Origin of the sequence: Paraburkholderia sp. (genome assembly GCF_004298475.1) — a bacterium.
Lineage (GTDB): Bacteria > Pseudomonadota > Gammaproteobacteria > Burkholderiales > Burkholderiaceae > Paraburkholderia > Paraburkholderia denitrificans.
On the sequence record NZ_SCRP01000022.1, the window covers coordinates 179,875 to 206,766 of the forward strand.

Here is a 26,892-nt window from a genome sequence, read left to right on the forward strand (position 1 = left end):
CGTTTTTTCATGGGCGAAACAAGCTCAACGCCGCCCGATCAGACTCGCGCCATAGACGAGCGCCGCGAGCAGGGTGATCCAGAAACTCGTCGGCCAGTCGGTATAAAAGGCGAGCGTCACGCCGATCCACGCCTGCGCGAGCGCGAGCGCGGCGGCGAGCACGAGGCCGCTCGACAGGCGCGTCGTGAGGTTCTGCGCGGCGGCGGCAGGCCCGACCATCAGCGTGAACACGAGCAGCACGCCGACGATCTGCGTGCACGCGGCCACGGCGAGCGCCGCGATGGCGAGGAACAGGACCGAGACGAGCCGCAGCGATACGCCTTTGGCCTCGGCGAGTTCGGGCTGCAACGAAGCGAACAGGAGCGGGCGCATGATCGCGGCGAGCGCGACGAGGCTCGCGCCCGCGAGCGCGGCCAGCACGCCGAGCGTGTCGCGGCTCACGCCGAGCACGTTGCCGAAGAGCAGCGCGGTCACCTGGGTCGCGTACGCCGTGAAGAAGTGCAGGAACAAGAGCCCGAAGCCGAGCGCGAGCGAAAGCGTCACGCCGATGGCGACGTCGCGGCCTGCGAGCTTTTCGCCGAGCGCGCCCATCGAAACGCCTGCGGCGAGCGTGAAGCCGACCATGCCCCACATCGGCGAGACGCCGAGCAGCACGGCGCCGGTCGCGCCCGTGAAGCCGACGTGCGACAGCGCGTGACCGGCGAAGGTCTGTCCGCGCATCACCAGAAAATAGCCGACGACGCCCGCGAGCACCGCGACGATGCCCGACGCCGCGAAGGCGTTCACCATGAAATCGTATTCAAGCATCGTGCGTAGGGCCGTGTGCGCCGCTGCCGTGCCGATGTGCATGGGCGGCGTGTGCGTTGGTGTGTGCGTGTTCTTCGGCGTGTTCGTCCGCGTGTTCGTCCGAATGCGCGTGCGAGTGATCGTCCGAATGAGCGTGCTCGTGGCCGTGATCGTGTTTCTCGACTTCGACGTCGCCGGACATCACGAAGATGCGGCCTTTCATGCGCATGACTTCGATCGGCGAGCCGTACAGACGCGAGAGCACGGGGCCGGTGATCACTTCGTCGACGCTGCCGAGCGCGGCCACGCCGTTGCCGAGATACAGCACGCGGTCGAGTGCGTTCAGGAGCGGATTGAGTTCGTGCGCGGAGAACAGCACCGCGATGCCGAGTTCGCGCTGCACGCGCCGCACGAGTTCCACGACGCCGCGCTGATGGTTGGGGTCGAGGCTGATGAGCGGCTCGTCGAGCAACAGCAGCTTCGGGTCGCCGAGCAGGCATTGCGCGAGCAGGAGGCGCTGGCGCTCGCCGCCGGAAAGCTCGGAGAGCGGCCGGTCGGCCAGCTTCGCCGCACCGACCAGGTCGAGCACGCGGGCGACATCGGCGTGCGTGGCGGCGTCGGTGCGCGGCAGGCCCCAGCGGTGGCCGTCGGCGGCCATCGCGACGAAATCGCGCCCGCGCACGCGGCGGCTCGCGAGCGCGGTGCGCGTCTGCGGCATGTAGCCGATCGACGGATTGCCGCGCGCCACGTTTTCGCCCAACACGCGGATCGTGCCGCGCGCGGTGGGCACGAGGCCGAGGATCGCGCGCATCAGCGTGGTCTTGCCCGCGCCGTTCGGCCCGAGCACGCCGATGAACTCGCCCTGGTTCACCGCGAAATTCGCCTCGCGCAGGATCGTGCGTTCGCCGAGCGCGAGCGTGACGCCCGCGACCGTGAGCACGGGCGTCGTATGCCGGTGCGCGCCGTGGGGCGCCGCGTGATCGCGGGGCGAGGGCCCAGCCGTTGTCATCGGGTTCTTCCTTGCGGACTGCGGGTAACTCGCGTTGCCTGAGTTATTCGATCGAGTTGCGTTAGTGGTTGGCGGACGCAGCCAGCGCATGGTCCAGCGCATCGAGCTGCACGAGCATCCATTGCTGGAACGTCACGCCTGCCGGTTGCGTTTCCGTGACGCTCACGCCCGGCACCTTCGAATCTTTTGCCAGCGCGAGCATGCGGCGCGTGAGCGCTCCGGTCGCCTGGCTGTTGTAGATCAGCACGCGCACGCGCCGCTCGCGCACGTCGCGCTCGAAGGCTGCGATGTCCGAAGCGCTCGCTTCGGTGTCGTTCATCGTCGCCAGCTGGAAGCGCAGGTTGCGCATGTCGAGGCCGAGCGCATCCGACATGTAGCCGAACACCGGCTCCGTCGCCGTCACCGGCACGCCGCGATAGCGCGCGCGCAGCGCCGCGACCTTCGCATCGATCGGCTTGAGCGAGGCGAGGAACGCCGCCAGGTTCGCATCGTACACGCTCTTGTGCGCAGGGTCCGCCGCGACGAGCGCGGCGCTCACCGCGCGGGCCACCGCAGGCATGGTGCGCGGCTCGTACCACAGGTGCGGATTGTCGCCGGCCTTCTTGCCGACCCGATCCGCCGCGACGATGATCGTGCGCTCGCCGCCCTGGGTCGCGCCGAGCAGCTTCGTCATCCACGGATCGTAGTCGGCGCCGTTGTAGACGACGATGCGCGCTCGCTGCAGCGCGCGCGCCGTCTTCGGGCTCGCTTCGAATAGATGCGGGTCCTGGTCGGGGTTGCTGAGGATGCTCGTCACGTCCACGCGCGCGCCGCCGATCTGCTTGACCACGTCGCCATAGAAGTTCTCCGCGGCGACGACCGGAATCGCGGCGTTAGCGGTGTTAGCGGTGTCGGAGGCGAACGCGGCATGCGCGAAGCCGGACACGGCGGCCAGCGTGGCAGCCAGCGTCAGCGCAAGGCGTGCGGCGGCCCGCGTGAGGTGGCGCGCAACGATATGGCTTGCCGGGTTGGGTGCGATCATGGTGCTGTCCTCGATGACGAAGCGAAGGGCGGAAATGACCTGGCGGTGAAACGAAGGCGAAATGATATAACGTATCGCAATCTTTGACGAGCCAGCAGGGCAGCAAGCCAGACAGCAAGCCGACAGTAAGCCAGGTCGTGATGCGGCTGGCGGCGGCGCAAACCTTGCGCGGCGCACCATCGAAATCTCCGTAAATCGCGTTTGTCCGCCTTGACATGCCAGTGTGCGTGTCCGATCATTCGATCACCGATAGAGCAAATGCTCGCATTCGGAGCGTTCGATCAAAGGGCCGGCGTTCCGCACGACGGCACAAACAAATTGGGAGACAGCGCAGTGGCACATTCCGCGAATCAGGCGGCTGGACGTCTGCAGGACAAGGTTGCCGTGCTGACCGGCGCGGCGAGCGGGATCGGCGAGGCGGTTGCGCGCCGCTATCTGGACGAAGGCGCGCGCTGCGTGCTCGTCGACGTGAAGCCGGCTAGCGCCATCGCGCCGCAGCTCGCGGCCGATCACCCGGAGCACGTGCTGGCGCTCAGCGCCGACGTCACGCGCCGCGAAGACATCGAGCGCATCGTGAACGCGGCGGTCGGCCGGTTCGGCCGCATCGACATCCTCTTCAACAATGCGGCGCTCTTCGACATGCGCCCGCTCCTCGACGAATCCTGGGACATCTACGACCGCCTCTTCTCCGTCAACGTGAAGGGCATGTTCTTCCTGATGCAGGCCGTCGCGCGCCGCATGGTCGAGCAGGGCCAGGGCGGCAAGATCATCAATATGTCGTCGCAGGCGGGACGCCGCGGCGAAGCACTCGTTTCGCACTACTGCGCCACGAAGGCCGCCGTGCTGAGCTATACGCAATCGGCGGCGCTCGCGCTCGCGCCGCACCGGATCAACGTGAACGGCATCGCGCCCGGGGTCGTCGATACGCCGATGTGGGATCACGTCGATGCGCTCTTCGCGCGCTACGAACACCGGCAGCCCGGCGAAAAGAAGCGGCTCGTGGGCGAGGCCGTGCCGCTCGGTCGCATGGGCCTGCCCGACGACCTCACGGGCGCGGCGCTCTTTCTCGCGTCCGCGGATGCCGATTACATCACTGCCCAGACGCTCAATGTAGACGGTGGCAACTGGATGAGTTGAAGGAGATGCGGCAACCATCGACATAACGTAACCAACAACGGAGACAAACGATGAATACAGCCTTCAGGACCGCGTTACGCGTGCTCGGCGCCGGCGCCATCGCCGCCGCTGGCGCGAGCGCCGCACAGGCGCAGACCGTGACGATCGCCATGTTGAACAACCCGGACATGATCGAGCTCAAGCGCCTCTCGCCGGCCTTCGAGAAAGCCAATCCGTCCATCAAGCTGAACTGGGTGATCCTCGAAGAGAACGTGCTGCGCCAGCGCGCGACCACCGACATCACGACCAACAGCGGCCAGTTCGACGTGATGATGATCGGCACGTTCGAAGCGCCGCAGTGGGGCAAGCGCGGCTGGATCATCCCGATGACGAATCTGCCTGCCAGCTACGACATCGAAGATGTCGTGAAGACCGCGCGTGACGGTCTCTCGTACAACGGCACGCTCTACGCGCTGCCGTTCTACGTGGAAAGCTCGATGACGTTCTATCGCAAGGACCTGTTCCAGCAGAAGGGCCTCAAGATGCCCGAGCAGCCGACCTACGACCAGATCCGGCAGTTCGCCGACAAGCTCACCGACAAGTCGGCCGGCACCTACGGCATCTGCCTGCGCGGCAAGGCGGGCTGGGGCGAGAACATGGCGTACGTGACGACGGTCGCGAACACGTTCGGCGGGCGCTGGTTCGACGAGAAGTGGCACGCGCAGCTCACCACGCCCGAGTGGAAGAAGGCCGTCAACTTCTACGTCGACCTGCTGAAGAAGGACGGCCCTCCGGGAGCCAGCTCGAACGGATTCAATGAAAACCTCACGCTGATGTCGTCGGGCAAGTGCGCGATGTGGATCGACGCGACGGTCGCCGCGGGCATCCTCTTCAACAAGCAGCAGTCGCAGGTGGCCGACAAGATCGGCTTCGCCGCCGCGCCGACCCAGGTCACGCCGAACGGCTCGCACTGGCTGTGGTCGTGGGCGCTCGCGATTCCGAAATCGTCGAAGTCGCAGGACGCCGCGAAGAAGTTCATCGAATGGGCGACCTCGAAGGACTACATCGAAATGGTCGCGAAGGACCAGGGCTGGGCCTCGGTGCCCCCGGGCACGCGCCTGTCGACGTATGCGCGCCCGGAATACAAGGCCGCCGCGCCGTTCTCCCAGTTCGTGCTGAACGCGATCAAGACCGCCGACCCGACCCGTCCGACCCTCAAGCCCGTGCCGTACACCGGGATTCAGTTCGTCGGCATTCCTGAGTTCCAGTCGTTCGGCACCGTCGTCGGGCAGAACATTTCCGGCGCGCTGGCCGGACAGACGAGCGTCGATCAGGCGCTCACGGCGGGCAACGCAGCCGCCGACCGCGCGGTGCAGCAGGCCGGTTATCAGAAATAACGCCGCGCATGCTGTCGCACGCCGCGCCGCCTCGCTTAACGCTCGGGCGGCGCGGCGCGGGCCGCAGCGGCCAATAGGGGCCAATAGCAGCCAATAGCAGCCAATGACGGGCAACGGCGCTGCGCAGCAAGCGGCGCGCAACACTGAAGGGTGGTCACCATCATGCGTCATCTCCATCTCCCCATGCCGGTATTCCATCGCAGCAGCAGCAGCCCGGGCAAGCCGCGGCAAGATACGCGTCGCCAGGGTTCGCGCTGGCTGGTCGCGCCGTCCGTCGCGGTGTTGCTCCTGTGGATGACGATCCCGCTCGCGATGACGATCTGGTATTCGTTCACGCGCTACAACCTGCTCAATCCCGATCTCAAGGGCTTCGCGGGCTTCGATAACTATCGCTTTCTGGCGACCGATCCGTCGTTCGTGCCGTCGATCGTCCACACGCTGGAACTGATCGGCGCAGTGCTGGTGATCACGGTGGTCGGCGGCGTGCTGATGGCCGTGCTGTTCGACCGCAAGTTCTACGGCCAGGGCATCGCGCGACTTTTCGCCATCGCGCCGTTCTTCGTGATGCCGACCGTCTCCGCGCTGATCTGGAAGAACATGATCCTGCATCCGGTGTACGGCCTCGTGGCCGTCGCGATGCGCGCGGTGGGACTCACGCCGATCGACTGGTTCGCGGTCTATCCGCTCACGGCGGTCATCATGATCGTCGCGTGGCAGTGGCTGCCGTTCGCGTTCCTGATTCTGTTCACGGCGATCCAGTCGCTCGACCAGGAACAGAAGGAAGCCGCGCGCATCGACGGCGCGGGCGCGATTTCCATGTTCGTCTACATCACGCTGCCGCACCTGCGCCGCGCCATCGCCGTGGTCGTGATGATGGAAACGATTTTCCTGCTGTCGATCTTCGCCGAGATCTACACGACCACCGGCGGTGGTCCCGGTAACGCGACCACCAACCTCACTTACCTGATCTACTCGATGGGCCTGCAACAGTTCGATGTGGGCATCGCGTCCGCCGGCGGCATTCTTGCCGTGGTGCTCGCGAACATCGTGTCGTTCTTCCTCGTGCGCATGCTCGCGCGCAACCTCAAAGGGGAGTACGAAAAATGAGCCAGCTTGCCGCTACGCCTTCGCGCGCACCGAAGGCTCCCCAGGCCTCGCCGCACGCGGTCAACCGTTCGTCGCCGTTGCAGTTCGTCGGCCGCGTGCTGCCCGGACTTCTCGCATGGATCATCGCGCTCCTGCTGTTCTTCCCGATCTTCTGGATGACGATCACGGCGTTCAAGACCGAGCAGCAGGCGTATGTGACGTCGCTCTTCTTCATGCCGACGCTCGACAGCTTCCGTGAAGTGTTCGCGCGCAGCAACTACTTCGCGTTCGCGTGGAATTCGATCGTGATTTCGGCGGGCGTGACGATCGTGTGCCTGATCCTCGCCGTCCCGGCGGCCTACGGCATGGCGTTCTTCCCGAACGATCGCACGCAGAAGGTCCTGCTGTGGATGCTGTCGACGAAGATGATGCCTTCGGTGGGCGTGCTCGTGCCGATCTATCTGCTGTGGAAGAACGGCGGGATGCTCGACACGGTGAGCGGTCTCATCATCGTCTACACGCTCATCAACCTGCCGATTGCGGTGTGGATGGCGTACACGTACTTCAACGAGATTCCGCGCGACATTCTCGAAGCGGGCCGCATGGACGGCGCGGCGACGTGGCAGGAAATCGTCTATCTGCTGATGCCGATGGCCGTGCCGGGCCTCGCCTCGACCGCGCTGCTGCTCGTGATCCTGTCGTGGAACGAGGCATTCTGGAGCATCAACCTGTCGAGTTCGAATGCCGCGCCGCTCACGGTGTTTATCGCGTCGTATTCGAGCCCCGAAGGGTTGTTCTGGGCGAAGCTTTCGGCGGCGTCGCTGCTTGCGGTGGCGCCGGTGCTGATCATCGGCTGGCTGTCGCAGAAGCAACTGGTGCGCGGGCTCACGTTCGGGGCCGTCAAATGACGCCGGTCGCAGCATTGATCTGCGACTGCGACGGCGTGCTGATCGACAGCGAAGCGGTGGCCGCGCGCGTGCTGGTGCGTGAACTCGAAGCGCGCTGGCCTGGCGTCGCGGTCGAGCCGGTCGTGATGCCGCTGCTCGGCCAGCGCATCGAGCGCGTGCTGGGCGGCGCGTGCGAAGCGCTCGACCGCAGTCTCGCGGCGCACGACGTCGCGGCGATCGGCGTGGCTGTCGAGCGCGAAGCGCAGGACGCGCCGCTTTTTCCGGGCGTGATGGCCGCGCTCGAAGGCGTCGATCTGCTGAAAGCGTGCGCGAGCAACAGTTATACGGCGATCGTGCGCGCCGTGCTGGCGCGAAACGGCCTTGCGCGGTTTTTCGGCGAGCGCATTTATTGCGCCGACAAGGTCGCGAAACCGAAGCCCGCGCCCGACGTCTATCTCGCGGCGGCGCAGGGCATGGATGTGGCGCCTGCCGCGTGCCTCGTCGTCGAGGACAGCGTGGCGGGCGTGAGCGCTGCGCGCGCGGCGGGCATGACGGTGCTCGGTTTTGTCGGCGGCACGCATGTGGGCGATGCACATGCGCAGGCGCTGCATGACGTGGGCGCGATCGAGGTTTTCGACGACATGAGCACGCTGCCCGCACGGGTGGCGTACTGGACGCAAAAGGTACAAGCGGTGCAAGCGGCGCAAGCGGCCTCGCATTGAGCGAAGTACGGCTTAAGCGGTATTGAGCAGCGGTATTGAACAGCGGCATTGAGCAGCCGCATGGAACATCGGCAGGCGGCGTGAAAGACGAGGCCGCGCCGCAACGAACGGAGACACATCATGGCCAGCGTGACCCTGAGAAACGTGCTGAAGCGCTACGACGACAACGAAGTGCTGCGCGACGTGAACCTCGATATCGCGGACGGCGAGTTCGTCGTATTCGTCGGCCCGAGCGGCTGCGGCAAGACCACGCTGATGCGGATGATCGCGGGTCTTGAGGACATCAGCGGCGGCGATCTCATGATCGACGACACGCGCATGAACGACGTGCCGCCCGCGAAGCGCGGCATTGCGATGGTGTTCCAGTCGTACGCGCTTTATCCGCACATGACGCTTTACGACAACATGGCGTTCGGCCTCAAGCTCGCGGGCGCGAAGAAGCCCGAGATCGACGCCGCGGTGAAGAACGCCGCGAAGATCCTGCACATCGACCATCTGCTCGACCGCAAGCCGCGGCAGCTTTCGGGCGGGCAGCGTCAGCGCGTGGCGATCGGGCGCGCGATTACGCGCAAGCCGAAGGTGTTTCTCTTCGACGAGCCGCTCTCGAACCTCGACGCCGCGCTGCGCGTGAAGATGCGTCTCGAATTCGCGCGCCTGCACGACGACCTGAAGACGACGATGATCTACGTGACGCACGACCAGGTGGAGGCGATGACGCTCGCGGACAAGATCGTCGTGCTGTCGGCGGGGAACATCGAGCAGGTCGGAAGCCCGAATCGTCTCTATCACGCGCCGGCCAACCGGTTCGTGGCCGGTTTCATCGGCTCGCCGAAGATGAACTTCCTCGACGGCACGATCCAGCAGGTCGCGAGCGACGGCATCGTGGTGCGCTACGCGACCGGCGAGATGCAGAAAGTGTCGGTCGAGCCGCGCGGCGCGCGCGAAGGCGACACGGTGACCGTCGGCATCCGGCCCGAGCATCTGCATGTGGCCGCCAGCGAGTGGGGCGTGAGCGCGCGCTCGATGACGGTCGAGTCGCTCGGCGATGCGGCGTATCTCTACGCCGAGTCGCCGGTTGCGCCGGACGGGTTGATTGCGCGGATCGCACCGCTGGAACGGCACGAGCGCGGCGAGCCGATGAAGCTCGGCGCGACGCCCGATCATTGTCATCTGTTCGATGCGAGCGGGCAGGCGTTCGAGCGCCGGTTCGCGCAGGAAATGGCCGCATAGCGACACAACTTCGGACGCAACTTCGGACACGACTTCGGGCGCATCGTCCTGCGCTTCAAGGCTGTGCCGAAGGCGCGGCGAGCAACTGCCGGTGGCGTGCTTCGGTTTCGTCATCGGCGGGGAACAGGCACTCCAGCCGGAGTTCCTGTGCCACGACGTTTTGCGGTGCGCCCACGATCGTGACCATCGAGAAATAGCGCAGCACGAAGCCGCCGCGGACAAAACCCAACGGAATGACGGGCATCGTGGGCGTGGCCGACGGCCCATGATGCGTCTTCCAGTCTCGCGGCACGTCGGGATAAACGAGCAGTTCGTCGAGCAGACGCTTCGTTCCGGCGTCGAACGCGTGACCGACCGATTCGCGATACACGCGTTGCAGCAAGCTTCGCGCGACCGTTTTCCAGTCGTCCAGGAAGGGGCGCATGCCCCGCGGATCGAAGATCAGATGCAGCATGTTGCGCAGACCTCCGCGCGCGGCCATGTCGATAAAACAGCCGAAGAAGCGCGGCGCGGCGTCGTTGGTCATCAGGACGTTCCAGTGGCGATCCATGACGATGGCCGGATACGGCTCATGCTGCCGGACGACGCGTTCGAGTGCGCGAATCACGCTATGCATCTCCGTTGCGTTCCACGGCGCTTCCGAATACACGGGCGCGTAGCCCGCAGCGCGCAGCAGGGCATTGCGCTCGCGCAGCGGCACATCGAGCGTCTGTGCGAGCGTCAGCAGCGTCTCGCGACCCGGCACGCTGCGCCCGCTTTCGATGAAGCTGATCTGCCGCTGCGAGACGCCGGCCTCGAGCGACAGATCGAGTTGACTCATGCCACGCACGTCGCGCCAATAGCGCAGCAAGTCGCCGAGTTCGCCTGGCGGCGCTTTCGGATCGGGACGGGTGGCGTTCATCGGGTTCCCCTGTTATGAGGCGCACGGCGTGAATGAACGCGAGCCTCAAGCCCGCGTGTGCCTCAGGCGTCGAGCGCCGCGCGCGCGCATGCCTCATCGGTGACGAGGCCCGACAGCCAGCCGCCGTTGAGCGCGGCGATCACCGCCTCGCGCTTGCGTGCGCCGCCCGCGAAGCCGATGGTCGGCCGCTTCGGCGGCGAGTCGAGGCGGATGCTCGTCACGCGGCGGCCCGTCGGCGAATCGACGCGCCGGCCCGACGCGTCGATCGGCAGCCCGAGCATCTCCGCCACGGCCCCGAGCTGCATCAGCTCGCGCACTTCGTCGGCGGTAATGAAGCCGTCCTCGTGCAGCGGACAATGCTCGCCGATATTGCCGATGCCGACGAACGCGACATCCGCTTCGCCCGACAGCGACTCGACGATGCGATAGAGCCGGTGATTGCACCATTGCGCGCGTTCGGCTTCGCTATCGGCAATCAGCGGCGCGGGCAGCAGAAAATGCTTGCCGCCCGTTTTCTCGGAGATGTGCAGCGCGACGTCGTAGCGGTTCGACGAGCCGTCCTGCGCAATCGCGCCGACCATCGACACGAGCCGGTGCTGCGGCCGTTCCAGTTGCGCGATCTGATCGACGGCAGCCTTGAGCGTGCGGCCGCTGCTCACGGCGACGACCATCGGCCGCTCTTCGTTCAGGTAGCGCTCCATCACCTGCGCGCCCGCGACGGCGAGCTTGCGGTCGATTTCTTCGGGCGTGTCGTTGTCGAGCGGCACCACTTCGCAGACCGAAAGGCCGTAGCGCTTCGATAGCCGGTCGGCGAGCGCGAGGCAGTCGGCCAGCTGATGATCGACGCGTACGCGAATCAGATTTTTCTCGACGGCGAATGCGACGAGCCGCTGCGCAACGGGCCGCGAAACCTGCAGCTTCTCGGCGATTTCGTTCTGGGTATTGCCCGCCACGTAGTAGAGCCAGGCGGCGCGGGTGGCGAGATCGAGTTTTTCGGTGGATTTGGGCACGATGTGATTGGGCGTCGACGCGGGCGCGGTAGCCCGCAGTGTACGGGACATCAGGCGAGCCGCTTGCGCGAGCGTTCGAAGAGCGGACGCACGTGGCGGTAGAGCGCACGGTATGCATCGAGCCGCTCGCGCAGCGCGGCGTGACGCGCGGCGTCCGGCGTGTATTCGGCGAGCACGGGCGGCTTCGCGAGCACGTCGCGCGCGTCGCCGCCTGCGGCGAGCCAGCCGAGCCGGGCCGCGCCGAGCGCCGCGCCCGTCTCGCCGCCGCCGTGCTGACGCGTGGGCGTGTTGAAGGCATCGGCCACGAGTTGCGCCCAGTACGCGCTGCGCGCGCCGCCGCCGATCATCGAGAGCGGCCCGGCTTCGGTGCCCGCTGCGGCGAGTGCGTCGAGGCCGTCGGTGAGCGCGAGCGTCACGCCTTCGAGCACCGCGTAGCCGAGCAGCGCACGGTCGGTCGCGTGCGTCATGCCGAAGAACACGCCTTGCGCATACGGATCGTTGTGCGGCGTGCGCTCGCCCGAAAGATACGGCAGGAAGAGCGGGGCTTCGTCGCACGCGGCGGGCGCGAGCGCTTCGACTTCGGCGAGCAGCGTGGGCTCGTCGGTGCCGGTGAGCTTGCAGACCCAGCGCAGGCAGCTGGCCGCGGAAAGCACGACGCTCATCTGATGCCAGCGGTCGGGAATCGCGTGGCAGAACGCATGGACCGCCGACGCCGGATTCGGCCGGAAGCGGTCGCCCACGACGCACAGCACGCCCGACGTGCCGAGCGAGACGAAGCCGTCGCCGGGTTGCGTCGCGCCGATGCCGATGGCGCTCGTCGCGTTGTCGCCGCCGCCCGCCGCGACGACCACGTCGTCGCGCAGGCCGAATTCGCACGCCACGTCGGGCAGCAGCGTGCCGGAGCTTGCGCTGCCTTCGGCGAGCGCGGGCATCTGGGCGCGCGTCATGTTGCAGGCGTCGAGCAGCGCATCGGACCAGTCGCGCTTCGCCACGTCGAGCCAAAGCGTGCCCGCCGCATCCGAGGGATCGGACACCTTGCCGCCCGTCAGGCGCAGGCGCAGATAGTCCTTCGGCAGCAGCACGCATGCGGTCGCGCGGAAGATCTGCGGCTCGTGGCGCGCGACCCAGAGCAGCTTGGGCGCCGTGAAGCCCGGCATCGCCAGATTGCCCGCGATGCGATGCAGTTGCGGCGCACGCGCGGTGAGTTCGGCGCACTCGTCGACGGCGCGCATGTCGTTCCAGAGGATCGCGGGGCGCAGCACGTTGTCGTGCGCGTCGAGCAGGACCGCGCCGTGCATCTGTCCGGAAAGGCCGATGCCGCGCACCTGCGCGAATTCGTCGGGATGCTTCTCGCGTAACGCGGTGAGCGCGCGGCGCGTGCCTTCCCACCAGTCAGCGGGATTCTGCTCGGACCAGCGCGGGTGTGCCCGCGTGACCACGAACGGCGAACCGGCGGTGCCGATCACGCGGCTGTCCGGTGCGAGCAGCAGGACTTTTACTTCCGAGGTGCCGAGGTCGATGCCCAGGTACATGGGGGAATGCAATGTCGTCGAGGGGATGCGCTACTTTAGCCGCGCCGGGCGCGCGACGCCATGCGCGGCGACCCGGGGGCCGCCGTGCGTGGCTCGTAAAGAGGCGAGCGTGAAGGCCAGGATGCGGTGAAGCCTGCGCCTCGCTCGGGCTACTCAGGCTGCGGAATGGCCGCGTGCGGCAAGCCAGCCATCGATGCGCGCGAGCGCGGCGCGCAGCGCGCCTTCGAGCGTCGCGTTGCCGGCCAGGCCGCCCCACAGGAGCTTGTCGGCGCAGAAGACGGCGAGCGGGTCGTCGGCTTCGAACATGCGATGCACGGCGGCTTCGTCCATCACGCCGTCCTGATAGCGGTACGGCAGCGCGCCCTTGTGCCAGCGTTCGAGAAAGCGCAGAAAGAGTGCTGGCAACACCGCCGTCGCGGCGGGTGTGGCGCCTGCCGCGATGCGCTGTGCGAGCGTCGGCGTGATGAAGCCGGGGATCTTCGAGAAACCGTCGGCGGCGACGCGCTGGTTCGTGTCCTGGATATACGGATTGCCGAATCGGTCGAGCACGATGTCGCGGTACTTCGCCAGATCGAGCGGACTCGGCGTGAGGCACGGGATCACGTCCTCGCTCACGTAGGCGTGGGCGAAGGCGCGGATGTCGGCGTCGTGCGTGCCTTGATGGATGTAGTCGAGGCCGATCAGCGTGCCCGCCCACGCGACGCAGCTATGCGTGGCGTTGAGGATGCGGATCTTCGCTTCCTCGTAAGGCAGCACCGATTCGACCAGTTCCGCGCCCGCGCGCTCCCATGCGGGGCGGCCCGCGCAGAAGTGATCCTCGATCACCCACTGGATGAACGCTTCGCCCATGACCGGGCAGGCGTCGTCGACGCCCGTCGCGGCTTTCACGCGCTCGCGCACGTCGGGCGTCGGGCGCGGCGTGATGCGGTCGACCATCGAGTCGGGGCAGGCCGTGTTCGCGTCGAACCACGCGCGCAGATCCGCCGCGCCGCGCCGCTCGAGAAATTCGCGCATGCCCGCCTGAAAACGCTTGCCGTTGCTGCGCAGGTTGTCGCACGTCTGCAGCGTGACGGGGCCGCCGTTGCGCGCCTTGCGGGCTTCGAGAATCGCGGCGAGCGCGCCGTAGATCGTCGTGCGCGCGCCATTCAGATCGGCGGCGAGATCGGGGTTCGCGGTGTCGAGGCGGTCGTGCTCGTCGAGGTAGTAGCCGCCTTCGGTGACCGTGAACGCGATGATCCTGCATGCCGGATTTGCACCCGTCTCGATCAGGCCCGCGAGATCGGCCGACCACGGCAGCACGCGCGTGATCGACCGGATCGTCTCGTAGTGGCGCTCGCCCTGCGGCGTGACCGTTTCGAGCGTGTAGACGCCGTGCTGGGCCGAGAGGGCGTCGAGCACCGCGTTCATGTCGGCGCGGATGTTGCCGACGACGAGCGACCAGGCCGGCTCGGCGGGTTTAGCGGGTTCGGCGGGGTTGTCGGGCTCGCGCGAGAGGTTAACCCGGTGCAGATACCACGCCTGATGCGCGCGGTGAAACGAACCGGCACCGATGTGCAGGATCACGTTGGCGCCGCTGCGTTCGCTGTCCATGTTTGTCTCCTGAGAGGCGGGAGTGCGCGCGTTGCGTGCGCGTCTGTGATTGGGCCTGCTGCTCCTGGTGGAGCAATTGCTCATGCAATGAACGAATGATCGTATTCGGTCAGGCGAAAGTCAAGACGGCTGCGGCGGGTTTCGGTGGCGCGGTGCGGCGAGGCGGCGAAGGTGTGGCGTGCGAGCGGGCGTGTCGCAGAGCATCGGGCGGTTGTTGTGACGCACAAGGGCGAGGCGCGGCGCATAGGGCGCGCGACGGCGCGTTCAGCCCGCGACGCTCGTCACGGCCGCAACGGCCTGCGCCGTTGCCTGGGCCGCGCAGCAATCCACGACGATCCGCTCCGGCATCGCGCGCAGCCACGTGAGCTGGCGCTTGCAGAGCTGGCGCGTCGCGAACACGCCCTTGTCGCGCATGGTGTCGTAATCCGTTGCGCCGTCGAGGTATTCCCACGCCTGGCGGTAGCCCACGCAGCGCATCGAGGCGAGTCCCGGGTGCAGATCGCCGCGCGCGCGCAGCGCCTTCACCTCGTTGATGAAACCCGCCGCCAGCATGGCGTCGAAGCGCTGCGCGATGCGCGCGTGCAGCACGCTGCGGTCGGACGGTTCGAGCGCGACCGGCACGAAGCGGTAATGTGCTGCCGCATCGGTGCGCATGGCCGGGGCGGCGAGCAGCGCCGACATCGGCTGCCCCGTCAGCATGAATACTTCGAGCGCGCGCTGGATCCGCTGCGAATCGTTGGGCGCCAGGCGCGCTGCCGTTGCGGGATCGACCGCCGCGAGGCGCGCGTGGAGGGCGGGCCAGCCCTCGCGGGCGGCGTCGGCGTCAAGCGCCGCGCGGACTTCCTGGTCGGCGGCGGGCAGGTCGTTCAGCCCCTGCGTGAGCGCGCGGTAGTAGAGCATCGTGCCGCCCACGAGCAGCGGCACGTGATTGCGCGCGACGATCTCGCCCGTCACGCGCAGCGCGTCGGCGCGGAAGTTGGCGGCGGAGTAGGCATCGGCGGGATCGACGATGTCGATCAGGTGATGGACCGCGGCGGCGCGTTCGGCGGCGGACGGCTTGGCGGTGCCGATGTCCATGCCGCGATAGACGAGCGCCGAATCGACGCTGACGATCTCGACCTCGCGCCCGCGCGCCGCCGACTGCGCGGCATACGCGAGCGCCGCCGCCGTCTTGCCCGACGCGGTCGGGCCGAGCAGGCAGGCGATGGGCAGCACGCGGTCGCCGGACGGGGCGTGGGGCACCTGAGGCACCTGAGACACGTGAGGCATCATTGACCGCGCATGAAGAGGCGGTCGAGGTCGGCGAGCGTCAACTGGTACCACGTCGGGCGGCCGTGATTGCACTGGTCGGCGCGCTCGGTGGCTTCCATCTGGCGCAGCAGCGCGTTCATCTCGTCGAGCGTCAGACGGCGGTTCGCACGCACCGCGTGATGGCATGCGAGCGTGCCGAGCATTTCGTGCTGTCGCTCGGTCAGCACGCGCGAGCCGCCAAACGCGTGCAGGTCCGCAAGCACGGCGCGCGCGAGCGCGGGCAGGTCGGCGTCCTTGAGCAGGGCGGGCACGGCGCGGATCGCAATCGAAGTGGGCGAGAGCACGGCCAGATCGAAACCGAGCGCTTCGAGCGTGGCCTTTTCCTCTTCGACGGCGCCTGTTTCGACGGGATCGGCGCTCATCGACAGCGGAATCAGGAGCGGCTGCACGGCGAGCGAGCGTTGTGCGAGCGCGGCCTTGAACTGCTCGTAGAGGATGCGTTCGTGCGCGGCATGCATATCGACGATCACGAGGCCGCGCGTGTTTTGCGCAAGCACGTAGATGCCATGGATCTGGCCGAGCGCGAAGCCGAGCGGATGATCGTCGCGTGCGTCGAAGGTGTGCGGCTCGCGCGGTGCGGCGTCGGACGCGGCGTCCTCGCTCTGGAGCACGGTCGAGCCCTGCGGCGTGCCCGCGCCGGTGTCCTTGCGCCCGAACAGTGCGTCGTAGAGCGCGAGCGGCTGCGCGACGGGCAGTGCGCCTTGCGTCATGCGCGACTGGCGCAGCCAGGTGTTGCCGCTGCCGCTTGCGCTGCTGGTTCCGCCTGATCCGGAGCCGAAGCCGGACGAGCGCGCGCTGGCGCCGCTGCCGAAGCCGGTGCTCGACGCGGAACCGCCGAAGCTGCTCGCCACCCGCGCGGTGCCGAATCCGCCTGAACCGCTTGATCCACCCGATCCGCCGATACCGCCCGCCACGTTGCCCAGGCCCGGCGAATCCGCTGCCGCGCCATCCGCGCCACCCGCGCCGGACGCGGGCCGTGGCTCGACGAGCGCGGCATGGCCGCCCAGCGTCGTGTCGGGCGACGCGCCCGCGTGCCGGGCGAGTGCGCGCTGCACGGCATGAAAGACGAACTGGTGAATCGAGCGCGAATCGCGGAACCGCACTTCGATCTTCGACGGATGCACGTTGACGTCGACGGCCTCGGGCGGCAGGTCGAGGAACAGCACATACGACGGATAACGATCGCCGTGCAGCACGTCCTCATACGCGGCGCGCACCGCGTGCGTGAGCAGCTTGTCGCGCACGAAGCGGCCGTTGACGAAGAAATATTGCTGGTCGGCGCGGTTGCGGCTCGCGGTCGGCAGCCCGGCGCAGCCGTAGACGGCGAGCGGCCCGGCGCGCTCGTCGAGCGGCAGATGCGCGGTGGCGAACGCTTCGCCGAGAATCTTCGAAACGCGCGTGGCGGGATCGCTCGCGTTCCAGTGCTCGACGGCGCGGCCGTTGTGCAGCACCGAAATCGCCACGTCGGGCCGCGCGAGCGCCGAGCGGCGGATCATCTCCAGACAATGGCCGAGTTCGGTCTGCTCGCTCTTCAGGAACTTGCGGCGCGCGGGCGTGTTGAAGTACAGCTCGCGCACCTCGATGGTCGTGCCGCGCCCGCCTGCTGCGGGGGCGAGCGTGCCGGTATCCGCGTCGATCTTGACGGCGTGCGGCGCGTCGGCGGCGCGGCTCGTGATCGACATTTCCGCCACCGACGCAATCGACGCCAGCGCCTCGCCGCGAAACCCGAGCGTCGCGACGCTTTCGAGTTCGGCGAGCGAGCGTATCTTGCTCGTGGCGTGGCGCATCAGCGCGAGCGGCAGTTCGCGCTCGGGGATGCCGCAGCCGTCGTCGGTGATGGAAATGCGCTTCACGCCGCCCTCGTCGAGCAGGATGCGCAACGTCGAGGCGCCCGCGTCGAGTGCGTTCTCGAGCAGTTCCTTGACGACCGACGCAGGCCGCTCGACCACTTCGCCCGCGGCGATCTGGCTGATCAACTGGTCGGGAAGCGCCTGGATCGCGCGCGCGGGCTGTGCGCCGCGCGCTGCGCCGGTGTTCGCGCTGGCTTGTGCACTGGCTTGTGCACTGGCTTGTGCACTGGCTGGTGCGCCGGAGTCGTGCGCCGGTGCGGGCGCGGCGCTGTCGTCGCGGGCCGGAACGGCGGCGTCGGAGGGATCGGAATACGAAGACATGCGCGCAATTATAGCGAGTCGGCGCTCGCCGCCCTGCGGCCTGCGCGGCGGTTTTCTCGCGAATTCTTCGTGATGGCCGTGCACTTTCGGTATGATTGCGCGGTCAATTTTTACTTCCGGCCCCGCCCGCACAAAGAGGGACACCTTTGGATACGCTGCTGCACTTCGTCACCCTTGTCCTGCACATCGACAAGTTTCTCGACACCTTCATCCGAGACTACGGCACGTGGGTCTACGCGGTGCTGTTCGTGATCGTGTTCAGCGAAACTGGCCTTGTCATTCTGCCGTTCCTGCCGGGCGATTCACTGCTCTTCATCGGCGGCGCGTTTGCGGCGACCGGCAAGCTCGATCTGAGCGTCCTGATCGTGCTGCTCGTCACCGCCTCTACCGTGGGCAACACCGTCAATTACCTGATCGGCCGCGCGATCGGGCCCAAAGTGTTCAACACGCATATACCCGTAATCGAACGCTTCCTCGACCGCGCCGCGCTGCAGAAAACGCACGACTTCTATGCGCGCCATGGCGGCAAGACCATCGTGCTCGCGCGCTTCATTCCGGTCGTGCGCACGTTTGCGCCGTTCGTCGCAGGCGTCTCGCAGATGGGCATGCGGCGCTTCCAGTTTTTCAATTTCGCGGGCGCGCTGCTGTGGGTGCTGCTGCTCGTGCTGCTCGGCTACTTCTTCGGCAACCTGCCGTTCATTCAGCAGTACCTGAATGTGATCGTGCTGGTCGGCATTGGCGCCGCGGTCGTGCCGGTGGTCGTGGGCGGCCTGTGGAAGAAGCTGCGCAAGAACCCGCATGGCGACAACGTCCGCCGCACCAACGGCAGCCGCTGATACGTCGTAACGTCGGCAACAATGGCACGGCGCAGGCTCAGCGCCAACGAAAACGGCATCGTCAGCCTGGCTGACGATGCCGTTTTGCTTTGGTCCGTACGTCCGGTGACTTAAGGCGACTTGAGGCGGATTGCAACGACCACGGCTCGCAACGGCGGTGCTGGTCGCCGCCACAAGACCACGCGACCACGCGACCACGAGACGGCGCGCGTTTAGCGCATTTTCAATTCACGCGGCGAATGATCGAGGGCGTCTCGGGCGTGGGATACCCGGCGTCGCGGAACGTCTCGACAATGGCGCGGTTCGCATCGAAATAAACCTGCCAGTAACTGTCGTTGCTCGTGTAAGGCCGCACGCACAGCAGCGGCCCTTCGGGCGTGAACGACAGCACCTCGATGTCGGGCGCGGGATCCTTCACCACATTCGGAATCCTTTCGATTGCGGCGCGCAGGCGCTTCATCGCATCGACCGGATCGACGCCGTTGGCGATCTTCGCGGTCAGCTCGACGCGCCGCACGGCGGTGGCGCTGAAGTTCGAGATCGTGTCCGAGAAGATCTTGTTGTTGCCGACGATGTTCACGACGTTGTCGGGCGAGACGATCGTCGTGCCGAAGATGCCGAGCTCCTTCACCGTGCCCGTCACGCCGCCCGCGGTGACGAAATCGCCCACCTTGAATGGCCGCAGCACCTGCATGAACACGCCGGCCGCGAAGTGCGCGAGCAGGCCGCCCCAGGCCGTGCCGATCGCGAGGCCGAGGCCCGCGAGCAGCGCGGCGAACGAGGTCGTCTGCACGCCGAACACCTGGAGGATGGCGAGAATCAACAACAGGTTCAACAGTGCGGCGAGGATGGAGCTGAGGTAGTGCGCGAGCGTGGCGTCGACGCGCTCGTTGCGTGCGAGCACCTTGCGCAGGAGGCGGGCGACGAGATTGATGGCCCAGCGCCCGATGATCCACAGCACGATCGCTGCGAGGACCTTGGTCCCGAAGTCGATGCCCCGGGTCATGATGAACGTGCGGATGGTGTCGAGATCCAAGATGCCCTCGCTTGAGTCGGTGGTTGAGTCGGTTTGATTCGATGGATTCTGCCGATACGACCGGGGGGCGAAGCTGGCGGGTGCGGAATGGCTGTCCTCGCAGCCCTCGCAGTCCTTCCTCGTGTTTCTGTCGCTTCTGTCATTTCTGGCGGGTGGCGGGCGTTGCGGCATGGCCGGGCGGACGCCACCCCGAGGCGCACTGCCGACAGCGCCGTACGAAAAAAGCCGGACACGCGATGCGCCGCGCGTGGCCTTTCGACGGTATTGTTTCGCCTGCAACACTCACATGACAACGAGGCCCGAACATGATACTGCCGAACACCGATTTGCATCTGATCACTGTGCAACTGGAGGATCTGAGGCCGACGCAGATCACCGTCGGTTACCGCGAAGTGGAAGTCAAGCGTGCGCACTGGACGTCGCTCGACAAGAAGGGCCGTGCGTCGGCCATCGATTCGCACTGGTTTCCGGCCGTGCTCGGGCCGAAGGAGCGCTACTACGTCGTCGACCATCACCACCTCGGCCTCGCGTGGCTCAAGGAGGGCGTGCAGACCGCGCGGGTCACCGTGCTCAAGGATCTGTCGTGGCTCGAACCACTCCTCTTCTGGCGCATGATGGAACACAACCAGTGGGTGCATCCGTTCGACTCGACAGGCAATCGCCGCGATTTCGACGATCTGCCGAAGCAGTTGTCGGGGCTCGCCGACGATCCTTATCGGAGCCTCGCGGGTGAACTGCGGACGGCGGGCGGATTCGCGAAGGATACGACGCCGTTCAGCGAATTCCTGTGGGCCGACTATCTGCGTGTGAAGGTGCCCGAGGCGCACGTGCGCAAGGACTTCGACAAGGCGCTCGCCGATGCGCTCGCGCATGCCCACGATGCCGATGCGCGCTATCTGCCGGGCTGGTCGGGCGTCGTGCCCCCGGCTGCGGCGCCCGCGAAGGTATCGATGAAGGCATCGGGCAAGCGAAAGAATGCGTGAGGCTTCAGGCGTGCCGCGTATGCGCGCCGCCTCGGTTCGCTGCGGTTCGCTGCGGTTCGCCGGCGTTCACCGTAGCTCGCATCCGGCAGGCAAGGCGGATCGGCTGCCTGCCGGATGCGAGCGGCTCGTTTGAGGCGATCCGCTTCGCGTCACCGATGAACGCGATGGACGATCAGATCGCGTCGGACGACTGTCCTGCGGGCGGCGCACCGCTCGACAGATAGTGGCTGAGCCACCGGCCTGCCGGGCCGGGGGCGGCGTCGACGCGATGAATCAGCGAGATTTCGTAGTTCACCGAGCGCTGGTCGGCGAGTTCGATGCGCACGAGGCGTCCGGTTTCGAGATCGTCGCGCACGAGATGCACGGGCATCGATCCCCAGCCCAGCCCGGCCAGCAGCAGCCGATGCTTCGCGCCTAGATCGCCGAGCTTCCACGCACGGTTGCTGTACACGCCGAAGCTCTGTCCTTCGGTGAGGCGGCTGCGGTCCGTGATCACGAGTTGGGTGTGCTCGCGCGCGTCGGAGATGCGCACCGGCTGGTCCGCCCGGGCTAACGGGTGGCAGGGCGCTGCCACGAACACGAGTTCGACCGTGGCAATCGACTTCGCCTCGATCACGTGCGGCCAGTTGTTGTTCCGTCCGCTGATCCCGAATGCACATTCGCCGTCGAGCACGAGCTTGAGCGCGCCGCCGAGCGCTTCCATCGTGAGGTTCAGCGCGACCGTGGGAAACGCGTCCACGAAGGCCTGGAGCGCTTCGACGAGCCGCTGCGACGGAAACATTACGTCGACCGCCAGCGATACTTCGCCCTCCAGCCCGCGTTGCAGCCCGGCCGCCCGCGCGTTGAGCTGATGCATCAGCAGGTCGAGGCGGCGCGCGTCGGCAAGAATCGCGCGGCCTGCTCCGGTCAGTTCGGACTTGCGCCTGCCGCGCTCGAAGAGCGGCACGCCGAGCAGCGCCTCCAGATTCGCAATCGTATAGCTCACCACCGACTGCGCGCGATCGAGCTGCCGCGCCGCCGCCGAAAAGCTGCCGGTTTCGGCGACGGCGATAAGCGCCCTGAGTTGTTCGATACCTGGTGAGCGATCCATCGGGAATCTATCCAAAAAGTGGATGGTAATGATCGATTCTATCTAATTGTTTGAATAGATATCCCCTGGTACAGTGCGCATTCGCCGCATCTGGAACCTCTTGCATGATGAATCGACCCCCTTCGCCCGCTATGCCTGCTTTGCCCGCTCGCCGCTACAGTGGCGTCGCGATTCTGTTGCACTGGCTGATTGCTGCGCTGATCGTCTGGGGCTTTGCGCTCGGCTGGGTGATGACCGACATCCCCGGCATCACGCCCACCAAGCTGCGCTACTTCTCCTGGCACAAGTGGATCGGCGTGACCGTGCTTGCGCTCGTGCTCGTGCGCATCCTGTGGCGTGCGACGCACACCGCGCCTGCACTGCCATCGTCCACGCACGCGTGGGAGCGCCTCGCCGCGCATGCGGGGCACGGAGTGCTCTATGTACTGATGGTCGCGATTCCCGTGACCGGGTATCTGTACAGCTCGGCGGCGGACATGCAGGTCGTGTATTTCGGCATCTGGCCGCTGCCCAAGCTGATCGGCCCCGACGACGCGCTGAAGGAGGTGCTGCGCACGGCCCATGTCCTCCTCGATTACGCGCTGCTCGCCGTTGTGGTGCTGCACGTGCTTGCGGTCGTCAAGCACCAGCACCTCGACCGGCAGAACATCCTCGCCCGCATGCTGCCGTTCGGCCGCGTGCGCGACTAACTCAACATCCCTGCTAAGCCCTTCACCAGCGAATCGACTGCCATGACCAAACGTCTCGTCCTTACCGCTTCCGTAGCCGCGCTTGCGGCGGCTTTCAGCATGAGCTTCATCGTGAATGCCAGCGCTGCGGAACAAGCTTCCAAGACCACCGTATCCGCGGTTTTCAAACAGATGAACGTGCCTGTGGAAGGCCGCTTCAACCGCCTCAACGCCGACGTGCGCTTCGATCCGGCCAACGTCGCGGCGGCGAGCGCGAAGATGGACATCGAGGTGGCGAGCTTTGACCTCGGCGCGCCCGAATACAACAAGGAAGTCGCCGGTGAGTCGTGGTTCGACGCCGCGCGCTTCCCGCGTGCGACCTTCGTCTCCACGCGGATCTCCCCGGCCACGAATGGCGCGTACTCGGTGGCGGGCAAGCTCACGATCAAAGGCAAGACCACCGACGTCGTCGTGCCCGTGAATTACCGCAAGGACGGTGCGAACCAGGTGTTCGACGGCACGTTGCCGATCAAGCGCCTCACGTACGGCATCGGCGCGGGCGAGTGGAAGGACACGTCCATCGTCGCCGACGACGTGCAGATCAAGTTTCATATCGTGACCGCTGCGCACTGACGAGCACTGACGCTGCGCTTTTTACCCCGCCTTTTTATCCCGCTTATATCCGTTCATCCCCAACAGGAATCACGTCATGAAGACCACGCTTTTCGCCGCCGCCGCACTCGCCGCCGCCATCGCAACGCCCGCGTTCGCGGCGCCGACCACCTACAACCTCGACCCGACGCATACCTACCCGAGCTTCGAGGCGGATCACTTCGGCGGCGTCTCGGTGTGGCGCGGCAAGTTCACGAAGTCCTCGGGCACGGTTGTGCTCGACCGCGCGGCGAAGACCGGCACGGTGGATGTGTCGATCGACGCGACGTCGATCGACACGGGCGATGCAAAGCTCGACACGCACGTGCGCGGGGCCGAGTTCCTCAACACGGACAAGTATCCGACGGCAACGTACAAGGGCACCTCGATCCGCTTCGTAGGCGACAAGCCGGTGGAAGTGATCGGCACGTTCACGCTGCACGGTGTGACGAAGCCGCTGAATCTGAAGATCGATTCGTTCAAGTGCTTCATTAACCCGATGCTCAAGCGCGAAGTGTGCGGCGCCGACGCGAAGGCCGAGTTCAACCGTGCCGACTACGGCGTGAACTGGGGTGACTCGTACGGCTTCAAGATGGCGACGACGCTGCAGATTCAGGTGGAAGGCGTCAAGGCCGACTAAGCCGACTGATATCCGGCAACCAGGCGTTGCGCTGTCGTGAGACGGCGCTGCGTCTTGTTGTGAAGCGAGCCCGCGCAGATGCTATGCGCGGGCTTTTTTTCGTTCAGCGGCGGAGCGGGGTGTGCGGGCGTAGTCGATGGGTCGGGAAGTGAAGCGGGATGTGAGTCGGGAAGTGAGTCGGGAAAACCCCGAAATATTTGCGGGAATACAGGGGAATATCAAAAGGCGGGCGTAACATACATCTATGACGTTTACATGTTTAAGGCCTTCCGACTCCGGTGAGTGACAAACATTCTCCGTTGCCGGACGATCGTCAACCCAACCTAGATTAAATAAAAGACCATGTCACTCATTGCACACTTGAAAGACGAACACCAGGAAATTTTCGCACTGCTTGAAAAGTGCCAGAGGCTGGGTATGACCGATGAGGGGAGAAAGAATCTGAGACAGGCGCGCAACCTGGTGGTGTCGCATCTGGCTCGTGAAGACAGCAAGTTGTATCCGCAAATGCAGGCTCACGCGGAAACGAAGGATCTGGCGATATCGTACGCATCGGAGATGAAGGACATTTCGAAAGAAACATTGTCGTTTTTCGATGCGCTCGAAAAGGGCGAATCCGGTATGGACTTCGCCCGCAAGATGGGCAGCACGATTGCGCATCTGCGTCAACGCATGACGCGCGAAGAGGTGCGCCTGTATACGGCTTTCGAACGGCATTGCGCCGCTTGAGAGGCGAGGAAGATTCGAGGAAAAAGCGCGGACGGGAATCAGGTGTTTATTACGGCGGAAATGGTCCGGTAATTATTCGCCGTCCTGATTAGATGGTGTTAGGCACTTTGGGTAAGGGTTGCAAAGTGAACAAGCATAGGCACGGAGAATACGACGAAGTGCAAACCGGCCAGAGTTTCAGGCAATCGCTCGTAGTCTCTTGCCAGTCGACGGAAACGGTTGAGCCATCCGAAGCTGCGCTCGACCACCCAGCGGCGCGGCAACAGCATGAAGCCCTTTTTCGCCTCTGGCAACTTGATGACCTGAAGTTCAATCCCTTCGTCAAGCGCCGCCTGTGCGGGCTCTTCGCCGGTATAGCCCTGATCCACGAACGCCACCTTGATCGTCTGGCCCGTGGCCTGCTGAACCTGACGCGCCAGTTCTCCAACCTGCGCGCGCTCCTGCTCGTTGGCCGGCGTCACATGCACCGCGAGAAGTTGTCCCAACGTGTCCACGGCCATATGTACCTTGCTGCCTTTCTTGCGTTTGTACCCGTCGTAGCCCGCACGTGGGCCGCTTTCGCACGTCGACTGCAGCGTACGGCGTGGAGACCTCTTGTGTGTGCATGATGCTCTCCTTTGAGCAAGCGTTGACAAGCTGATTTTACGGATCAGCTCGCCGGACTCCCTGCTGCATAGGATCTAACACCCTCTAACTGGCTATAAAATCCCGCCTCAGGTCAAATAAACACAGGCTCCAAATTGGTATCCAACCGAATGGGAGCCGGCGGAGCTGGCTGTTCGACCAGATCGGCTAGCGAGATTTCACCGTCGATGAACCGTTGCATCTGTGCCCGCGCCTCGGACGATAACCAGAAACCTTCCAAACCGACCGAAGCGCAGGCATATCTCACCGCCTCGAGGCGGCGCTGCCGTTCTTCGTCGGAAATGGAAGGCTTTGTCACGTCGCACCTCAACTGAAAAGCGTCCGATTGACGTTGTCAGGTGCAAGATGCCTGGTGATCCTTATTCATGCCCCGCCTACCGCCAATATTCCAACAGCGTAAATTCCCATAAATAGCAACAACCCCGTTAATTGACGCCTGGTGCAAACAATCCATATAAAACATAGCGCCAGCAATGTCAACTGGAGTGCCTGTATACCATGGAAATTTTTTGTCCATGTTGTGATATCTTGCGAACCAAATGAAGAGTCAAATACTATATAACCCATCATGGCCTGGGAGCTGTAATTTAGAAATCTGTAAACACTGCCATCTTTATTGCTCAATAAGCTGCTGCGATGAAATGCGAGAGGAAGAACCCTAAAAACCAGTGCCGTAATTGCAGCGAAGAATATTATATTCCACATAATCAATTAATCTTTAATTTTTTGGGCTCAATAAAATATTCCAATATAACCATGAAGAATCCAACGAGCAAAGGTGTCGCCAGAGGGCTGAATTCGTGCAGAAATCCCAAAAAAAACGGCGCCACAATAAACCCCAATACATAGCTGGCTACTGAAAAATGCTCGCCCCAATGTTTCGCCGCCAACATGGTGAATTGAAACGGAAGAACCAATTTAATCATCAACATCCAAAACGGTGATATTGCATTCCCTGCCAACAAAAAACCAACGGCCGTGCAAACTATAGAAATGCCCCATATCGGTAATCCAAGTCCCAGGAAATAGTGAAATGGCCGAGTGATTGGTTTTTTGAATCTCGCCATGCAACCGCTGAAAACGGAAGGGCACAGCAATATTGACGACGGAATTAATTTGCTGAATGATGTTTTTCCCAGAAAAGGGGCGAGATTGGCTGAGAACAAGAGGAAGCGAGCATTCATTATTAGTATAAGCGGCGCGATAACCAAAAATCCACCATGATTTTGAGTTATCGCAAATTGCAGCGGGGTTGAGAATAGAAGCAAGGTTAACCCCATTGTTTCTGAAAACGTGTGAGTAGATTGTTGGCCGGCGATTCCAATTGCCAAATATAGCGGAATAAATGCCGCACCAAACCCAACTGAATCTCTTAACCCATCCCGCCAGTCACTCATTGAAGCTGTACGCATCCGTGCTCTCGCCTTGTATATATCATTAACAGCATAATCGCTTTGCATGATTGCAGACACTGGTATTCATGTGCCAGGCTTGCCTCGAGGAGCGAAGCGCGATGCTCACGGGAAATAATTATTTCCCAACATTTTTACTGCAGACCACATTGCATGAGATCTGCGGCTATTGCGCTTTGACTTTCAGGCGTGGGGCTGAAAATTAAATGCGAATTTTCTTTTGCGAATCGCCTGCCGCTCAATCGCTATTTAATCGAATAATTTCAATTTTATGTGATTGCCAATTTCTCAGAGGGGATATAATCTGAATACTGCTCGTGCAGAGATATACGCTTTCTACTACCCTTGCTTCGATACAGCAACCGTGGTACATCGGAGAAATTGAAGCTTTTCCCCGATGTGAATCTATTTTCATCGAAATTCCTTAGCATGG

At 64.6% G+C, this 26,892-nt stretch carries 27 protein-coding genes; 12 read left to right on the forward strand and 15 right to left on the reverse strand.

Going from position 1 to position 26,892, the window contains the following annotated elements; translation table 11 throughout:
• Positions 1-24: 24 nt before the first annotated feature.
• From EPN59_RS12045 to EPN59_RS12055, 3 genes are all read right to left on the reverse strand, one after another.
• The gene (locus EPN59_RS12045; protein ID WP_293033159.1) at positions 25-807 is read right to left on the reverse strand and encodes a metal ABC transporter permease; all 783 of its coding nucleotides are present in this window, start codon (positions 805-807) and stop codon (positions 25-27) included.
• Positions 800-1,795 carry an ABC transporter ATP-binding protein gene (locus tag EPN59_RS12050; RefSeq protein ID WP_293046092.1) on the reverse strand — a complete coding sequence of 332 codons (996 nt, stop codon included), beginning with the start codon at positions 1,793-1,795 and terminating at the stop codon, positions 800-802. The genes EPN59_RS12045 and EPN59_RS12050 overlap by 8 nt, the downstream gene beginning before the upstream one ends.
• 61 nt (positions 1,796-1,856) lie before the next feature.
• Positions 1,857-2,816: a zinc ABC transporter substrate-binding protein gene (locus EPN59_RS12055; RefSeq protein WP_293038240.1), complete on the reverse strand. Its 960-nt coding sequence runs from the start codon at positions 2,814-2,816 to the stop codon at positions 1,857-1,859.
• 333 nt (positions 2,817-3,149) lie between these two features.
• On the opposite strand from EPN59_RS12055, the gene EPN59_RS12060 reads away from it, so the two are divergent.
• The 6 genes from EPN59_RS12060 to ugpC all read left to right on the forward strand — a co-directional run bounded on the left by EPN59_RS12060 (position 3,150) and on the right by ugpC (position 9,254).
• Positions 3,150-3,953 carry an L-iditol 2-dehydrogenase gene (locus EPN59_RS12060; protein ID WP_293046095.1) on the forward strand — a complete coding sequence of 268 codons (804 nt, stop codon included), beginning with the start codon at positions 3,150-3,152 and terminating at the stop codon, positions 3,951-3,953.
• Positions 3,954-4,003: 50 nt separating this feature from the next.
• Positions 4,004-5,329 carry a sugar ABC transporter substrate-binding protein gene (locus tag EPN59_RS12065; RefSeq protein WP_293038234.1) on the forward strand — a complete coding sequence of 442 codons (1,326 nt, stop codon included), beginning with the start codon at positions 4,004-4,006 and terminating at the stop codon, positions 5,327-5,329.
• 183 nt (positions 5,330-5,512) lie between these two features.
• The gene (locus EPN59_RS12070; RefSeq protein WP_293038255.1) at positions 5,513-6,436 is read left to right on the forward strand and encodes a sugar ABC transporter permease; all 924 of its coding nucleotides are present in this window, start codon (positions 5,513-5,515) and stop codon (positions 6,434-6,436) included.
• Positions 6,433-7,323 carry a carbohydrate ABC transporter permease gene (locus EPN59_RS12075; RefSeq protein ID WP_293038231.1) on the forward strand — a complete coding sequence of 297 codons (891 nt, stop codon included), beginning with the start codon at positions 6,433-6,435 and terminating at the stop codon, positions 7,321-7,323. The genes EPN59_RS12070 and EPN59_RS12075 overlap by 4 nt, the downstream gene beginning before the upstream one ends.
• Positions 7,320-8,024 carry an HAD family phosphatase gene (locus EPN59_RS12080; RefSeq protein WP_293038228.1) on the forward strand — a complete coding sequence of 235 codons (705 nt, stop codon included), beginning with the start codon at positions 7,320-7,322 and terminating at the stop codon, positions 8,022-8,024. Before EPN59_RS12075 ends, EPN59_RS12080 begins: the two co-directional genes overlap by 4 nt.
• Before the next feature lie 120 nt (positions 8,025-8,144).
• Complete coding sequence (gene ugpC, locus EPN59_RS12085; RefSeq protein ID WP_293038225.1) at positions 8,145-9,254, forward strand: sn-glycerol-3-phosphate ABC transporter ATP-binding protein UgpC; 1,110 nt, start codon at positions 8,145-8,147, stop codon at positions 9,252-9,254.
• Between the two features lie 55 nt (positions 9,255-9,309).
• Here ugpC and EPN59_RS12090 read toward each other — a convergent pair whose 3' ends face one another.
• From EPN59_RS12090 to mutL, 6 genes are all read right to left on the reverse strand, one after another.
• Entirely contained in the window at positions 9,310-10,155 is an 846-nt protein-coding gene (locus EPN59_RS12090) for a helix-turn-helix transcriptional regulator (RefSeq protein WP_293038222.1), read from the reverse strand.
• Positions 10,156-10,217: 62 nt separating this feature from the next.
• Positions 10,218-11,165: a sugar-binding transcriptional regulator gene (locus tag EPN59_RS12095; protein WP_293038252.1), complete on the reverse strand. Its 948-nt coding sequence runs from the start codon at positions 11,163-11,165 to the stop codon at positions 10,218-10,220.
• 50 nt (positions 11,166-11,215) lie between these two features.
• Positions 11,216-12,697: a xylulokinase gene (xylB, locus tag EPN59_RS12100; RefSeq protein ID WP_293038219.1), complete on the reverse strand. Its 1,482-nt coding sequence runs from the start codon at positions 12,695-12,697 to the stop codon at positions 11,216-11,218.
• Between the two features lie 153 nt (positions 12,698-12,850).
• Positions 12,851-14,287 (reverse strand): D-arabinitol 4-dehydrogenase, encoded by a 1,437-nt coding sequence (gene dalD / locus EPN59_RS12105; RefSeq protein WP_293038216.1) that lies wholly within the window; start codon positions 14,285-14,287, stop codon positions 12,851-12,853.
• Between the two features lie 264 nt (positions 14,288-14,551).
• A complete protein-coding gene (miaA, locus tag EPN59_RS12110; RefSeq protein ID WP_293038213.1) occupies positions 14,552-15,529 on the reverse strand; it encodes a tRNA (adenosine(37)-N6)-dimethylallyltransferase MiaA in 978 nt (325 codons plus the stop codon).
• Between the two features lie 26 nt (positions 15,530-15,555).
• The gene (gene mutL / locus EPN59_RS12115) at positions 15,556-17,769 is read right to left on the reverse strand and encodes a DNA mismatch repair endonuclease MutL (RefSeq protein WP_293038211.1); all 2,214 of its coding nucleotides are present in this window, start codon (positions 17,767-17,769) and stop codon (positions 15,556-15,558) included.
• 146 nt (positions 17,770-17,915) lie between these two features.
• Here mutL and EPN59_RS12120 point away from each other — a divergent pair, with 146 nt between their 5' ends.
• Complete coding sequence (locus EPN59_RS12120; protein WP_293038208.1) at positions 17,916-18,605, forward strand: VTT domain-containing protein; 690 nt, start codon at positions 17,916-17,918, stop codon at positions 18,603-18,605.
• A 223-nt stretch (positions 18,606-18,828) separates the two neighbouring features.
• Here the strand turns inward: EPN59_RS12120 and EPN59_RS12125 are convergent, their stop codons facing one another.
• Positions 18,829-19,641, reverse strand: coding sequence for a mechanosensitive ion channel family protein (locus tag EPN59_RS12125; protein WP_293038205.1), 813 nt, complete (start codon positions 19,639-19,641; stop codon positions 18,829-18,831).
• Between the two features lie 305 nt (positions 19,642-19,946).
• Here EPN59_RS12125 and EPN59_RS12130 point away from each other — a divergent pair, with 305 nt between their 5' ends.
• Positions 19,947-20,624 (forward strand): ParB-like protein, encoded by a 678-nt coding sequence (locus EPN59_RS12130; RefSeq protein ID WP_293038202.1) that lies wholly within the window; start codon positions 19,947-19,949, stop codon positions 20,622-20,624.
• 172 nt (positions 20,625-20,796) lie between these two features.
• Here EPN59_RS12130 and EPN59_RS12135 read toward each other — a convergent pair whose 3' ends face one another.
• Positions 20,797-21,714, reverse strand: a complete 918-nt coding sequence (locus tag EPN59_RS12135) for a LysR family transcriptional regulator (protein ID WP_293046097.1) — start codon at positions 21,712-21,714, stop codon at positions 20,797-20,799.
• A 131-nt stretch (positions 21,715-21,845) separates the two neighbouring features.
• On the opposite strand from EPN59_RS12135, the gene EPN59_RS12140 reads away from it, so the two are divergent.
• The 4 genes from EPN59_RS12140 to EPN59_RS12155 all read left to right on the forward strand — a co-directional run bounded on the left by EPN59_RS12140 (position 21,846) and on the right by EPN59_RS12155 (position 24,402).
• Positions 21,846-22,403 (forward strand): cytochrome b, encoded by a 558-nt coding sequence (locus EPN59_RS12140; protein WP_293038249.1) that lies wholly within the window; start codon positions 21,846-21,848, stop codon positions 22,401-22,403.
• Between the two features lie 42 nt (positions 22,404-22,445).
• Positions 22,446-23,015 carry a YceI family protein gene (locus tag EPN59_RS12145; protein ID WP_293038196.1) on the forward strand — a complete coding sequence of 190 codons (570 nt, stop codon included), beginning with the start codon at positions 22,446-22,448 and terminating at the stop codon, positions 23,013-23,015.
• A gap of 76 nt (positions 23,016-23,091) precedes the next feature.
• Positions 23,092-23,673, forward strand: a complete 582-nt coding sequence (locus EPN59_RS12150) for a YceI family protein (RefSeq protein WP_293038193.1) — start codon at positions 23,092-23,094, stop codon at positions 23,671-23,673.
• A gap of 342 nt (positions 23,674-24,015) precedes the next feature.
• Entirely contained in the window at positions 24,016-24,402 is a 387-nt protein-coding gene (locus EPN59_RS12155) for a hemerythrin domain-containing protein (protein WP_293038190.1), read from the forward strand.
• A 98-nt stretch (positions 24,403-24,500) separates the two neighbouring features.
• Here EPN59_RS12155 and EPN59_RS12160 read toward each other — a convergent pair whose 3' ends face one another.
• The 4 genes from EPN59_RS12160 to EPN59_RS12170 all read right to left on the reverse strand — a co-directional run bounded on the left by EPN59_RS12160 (position 24,501) and on the right by EPN59_RS12170 (position 26,519).
• Positions 24,501-25,043, reverse strand: a complete 543-nt coding sequence (locus EPN59_RS12160; protein ID WP_293038246.1) for a transposase — start codon at positions 25,041-25,043, stop codon at positions 24,501-24,503.
• A 77-nt stretch (positions 25,044-25,120) separates the two neighbouring features.
• Positions 25,121-25,345 carry an antitoxin VbhA family protein gene (locus EPN59_RS12165; protein ID WP_293038187.1) on the reverse strand — a complete coding sequence of 75 codons (225 nt, stop codon included), beginning with the start codon at positions 25,343-25,345 and terminating at the stop codon, positions 25,121-25,123.
• Positions 25,346-25,410: 65 nt separating this feature from the next.
• A complete protein-coding gene (locus EPN59_RS19715; protein WP_363928559.1) occupies positions 25,411-25,752 on the reverse strand; it encodes an AzlD domain-containing protein in 342 nt (113 codons plus the stop codon).
• A gap of 2 nt (positions 25,753-25,754) precedes the next feature.
• Positions 25,755-26,519 (reverse strand): AzlC family ABC transporter permease, encoded by a 765-nt coding sequence (locus EPN59_RS12170; RefSeq protein WP_293033729.1) that lies wholly within the window; start codon positions 26,517-26,519, stop codon positions 25,755-25,757.
• Positions 26,520-26,892: the final 373 nt, after the last annotated feature.

What these genes read in the sequence shown, in the direction of transcription:
- EPN59_RS12045 (WP_293033159.1), bottom strand. Translation starts at nt 807, where the DNA reads ATGCTTGAATACGATTTCATGGTGAACGCCTTCGCGGCGTCGGGCATC.
- EPN59_RS12050 (WP_293046092.1), bottom strand. Translation starts at nt 1,795, where the DNA reads ATGACAACGGCTGGGCCCTCGCCCCGCGATCACGCGGCGCCCCACGGC.
- EPN59_RS12055 (WP_293038240.1), bottom strand. Translation starts at nt 2,816, where the DNA reads ATGATCGCACCCAACCCGGCAAGCCATATCGTTGCGCGCCACCTCACG.
- EPN59_RS12065 (WP_293038234.1), top strand. Translation starts at nt 4,004, where the DNA reads ATGAATACAGCCTTCAGGACCGCGTTACGCGTGCTCGGCGCCGGCGCC.
- EPN59_RS12070 (WP_293038255.1), top strand. Translation starts at nt 5,513, where the DNA reads ATGCCGGTATTCCATCGCAGCAGCAGCAGCCCGGGCAAGCCGCGGCAA.
- EPN59_RS12075 (WP_293038231.1), top strand. Translation starts at nt 6,433, where the DNA reads ATGAGCCAGCTTGCCGCTACGCCTTCGCGCGCACCGAAGGCTCCCCAG.
- EPN59_RS12080 (WP_293038228.1), top strand. Translation starts at nt 7,320, where the DNA reads ATGACGCCGGTCGCAGCATTGATCTGCGACTGCGACGGCGTGCTGATC.
- ugpC (WP_293038225.1), top strand. Translation starts at nt 8,145, where the DNA reads ATGGCCAGCGTGACCCTGAGAAACGTGCTGAAGCGCTACGACGACAAC.
- EPN59_RS12090 (WP_293038222.1), bottom strand. Translation starts at nt 10,155, where the DNA reads ATGAACGCCACCCGTCCCGATCCGAAAGCGCCGCCAGGCGAACTCGGC.
- xylB (WP_293038219.1), bottom strand. Translation starts at nt 12,697, where the DNA reads ATGTACCTGGGCATCGACCTCGGCACCTCGGAAGTAAAAGTCCTGCTG.
- dalD (WP_293038216.1), bottom strand. Translation starts at nt 14,287, where the DNA reads ATGGACAGCGAACGCAGCGGCGCCAACGTGATCCTGCACATCGGTGCC.
- mutL (WP_293038211.1), bottom strand. Translation starts at nt 17,769, where the DNA reads ATGTCTTCGTATTCCGATCCCTCCGACGCCGCCGTTCCGGCCCGCGAC.
- EPN59_RS12130 (WP_293038202.1), top strand. Translation starts at nt 19,947, where the DNA reads ATGATACTGCCGAACACCGATTTGCATCTGATCACTGTGCAACTGGAG.
- EPN59_RS12135 (WP_293046097.1), bottom strand. Translation starts at nt 21,714, where the DNA reads ATGGATCGCTCACCAGGTATCGAACAACTCAGGGCGCTTATCGCCGTC.
- EPN59_RS12140 (WP_293038249.1), top strand. Translation starts at nt 21,846, where the DNA reads ATGCCTGCTTTGCCCGCTCGCCGCTACAGTGGCGTCGCGATTCTGTTG.
- EPN59_RS12145 (WP_293038196.1), top strand. Translation starts at nt 22,446, where the DNA reads ATGACCAAACGTCTCGTCCTTACCGCTTCCGTAGCCGCGCTTGCGGCG.
- EPN59_RS12150 (WP_293038193.1), top strand. Translation starts at nt 23,092, where the DNA reads ATGAAGACCACGCTTTTCGCCGCCGCCGCACTCGCCGCCGCCATCGCA.
- EPN59_RS12155 (WP_293038190.1), top strand. Translation starts at nt 24,016, where the DNA reads ATGTCACTCATTGCACACTTGAAAGACGAACACCAGGAAATTTTCGCA.
- EPN59_RS19715 (WP_363928559.1), bottom strand. Translation starts at nt 25,752, where the DNA reads ATGTGGAATATAATATTCTTCGCTGCAATTACGGCACTGGTTTTTAGG.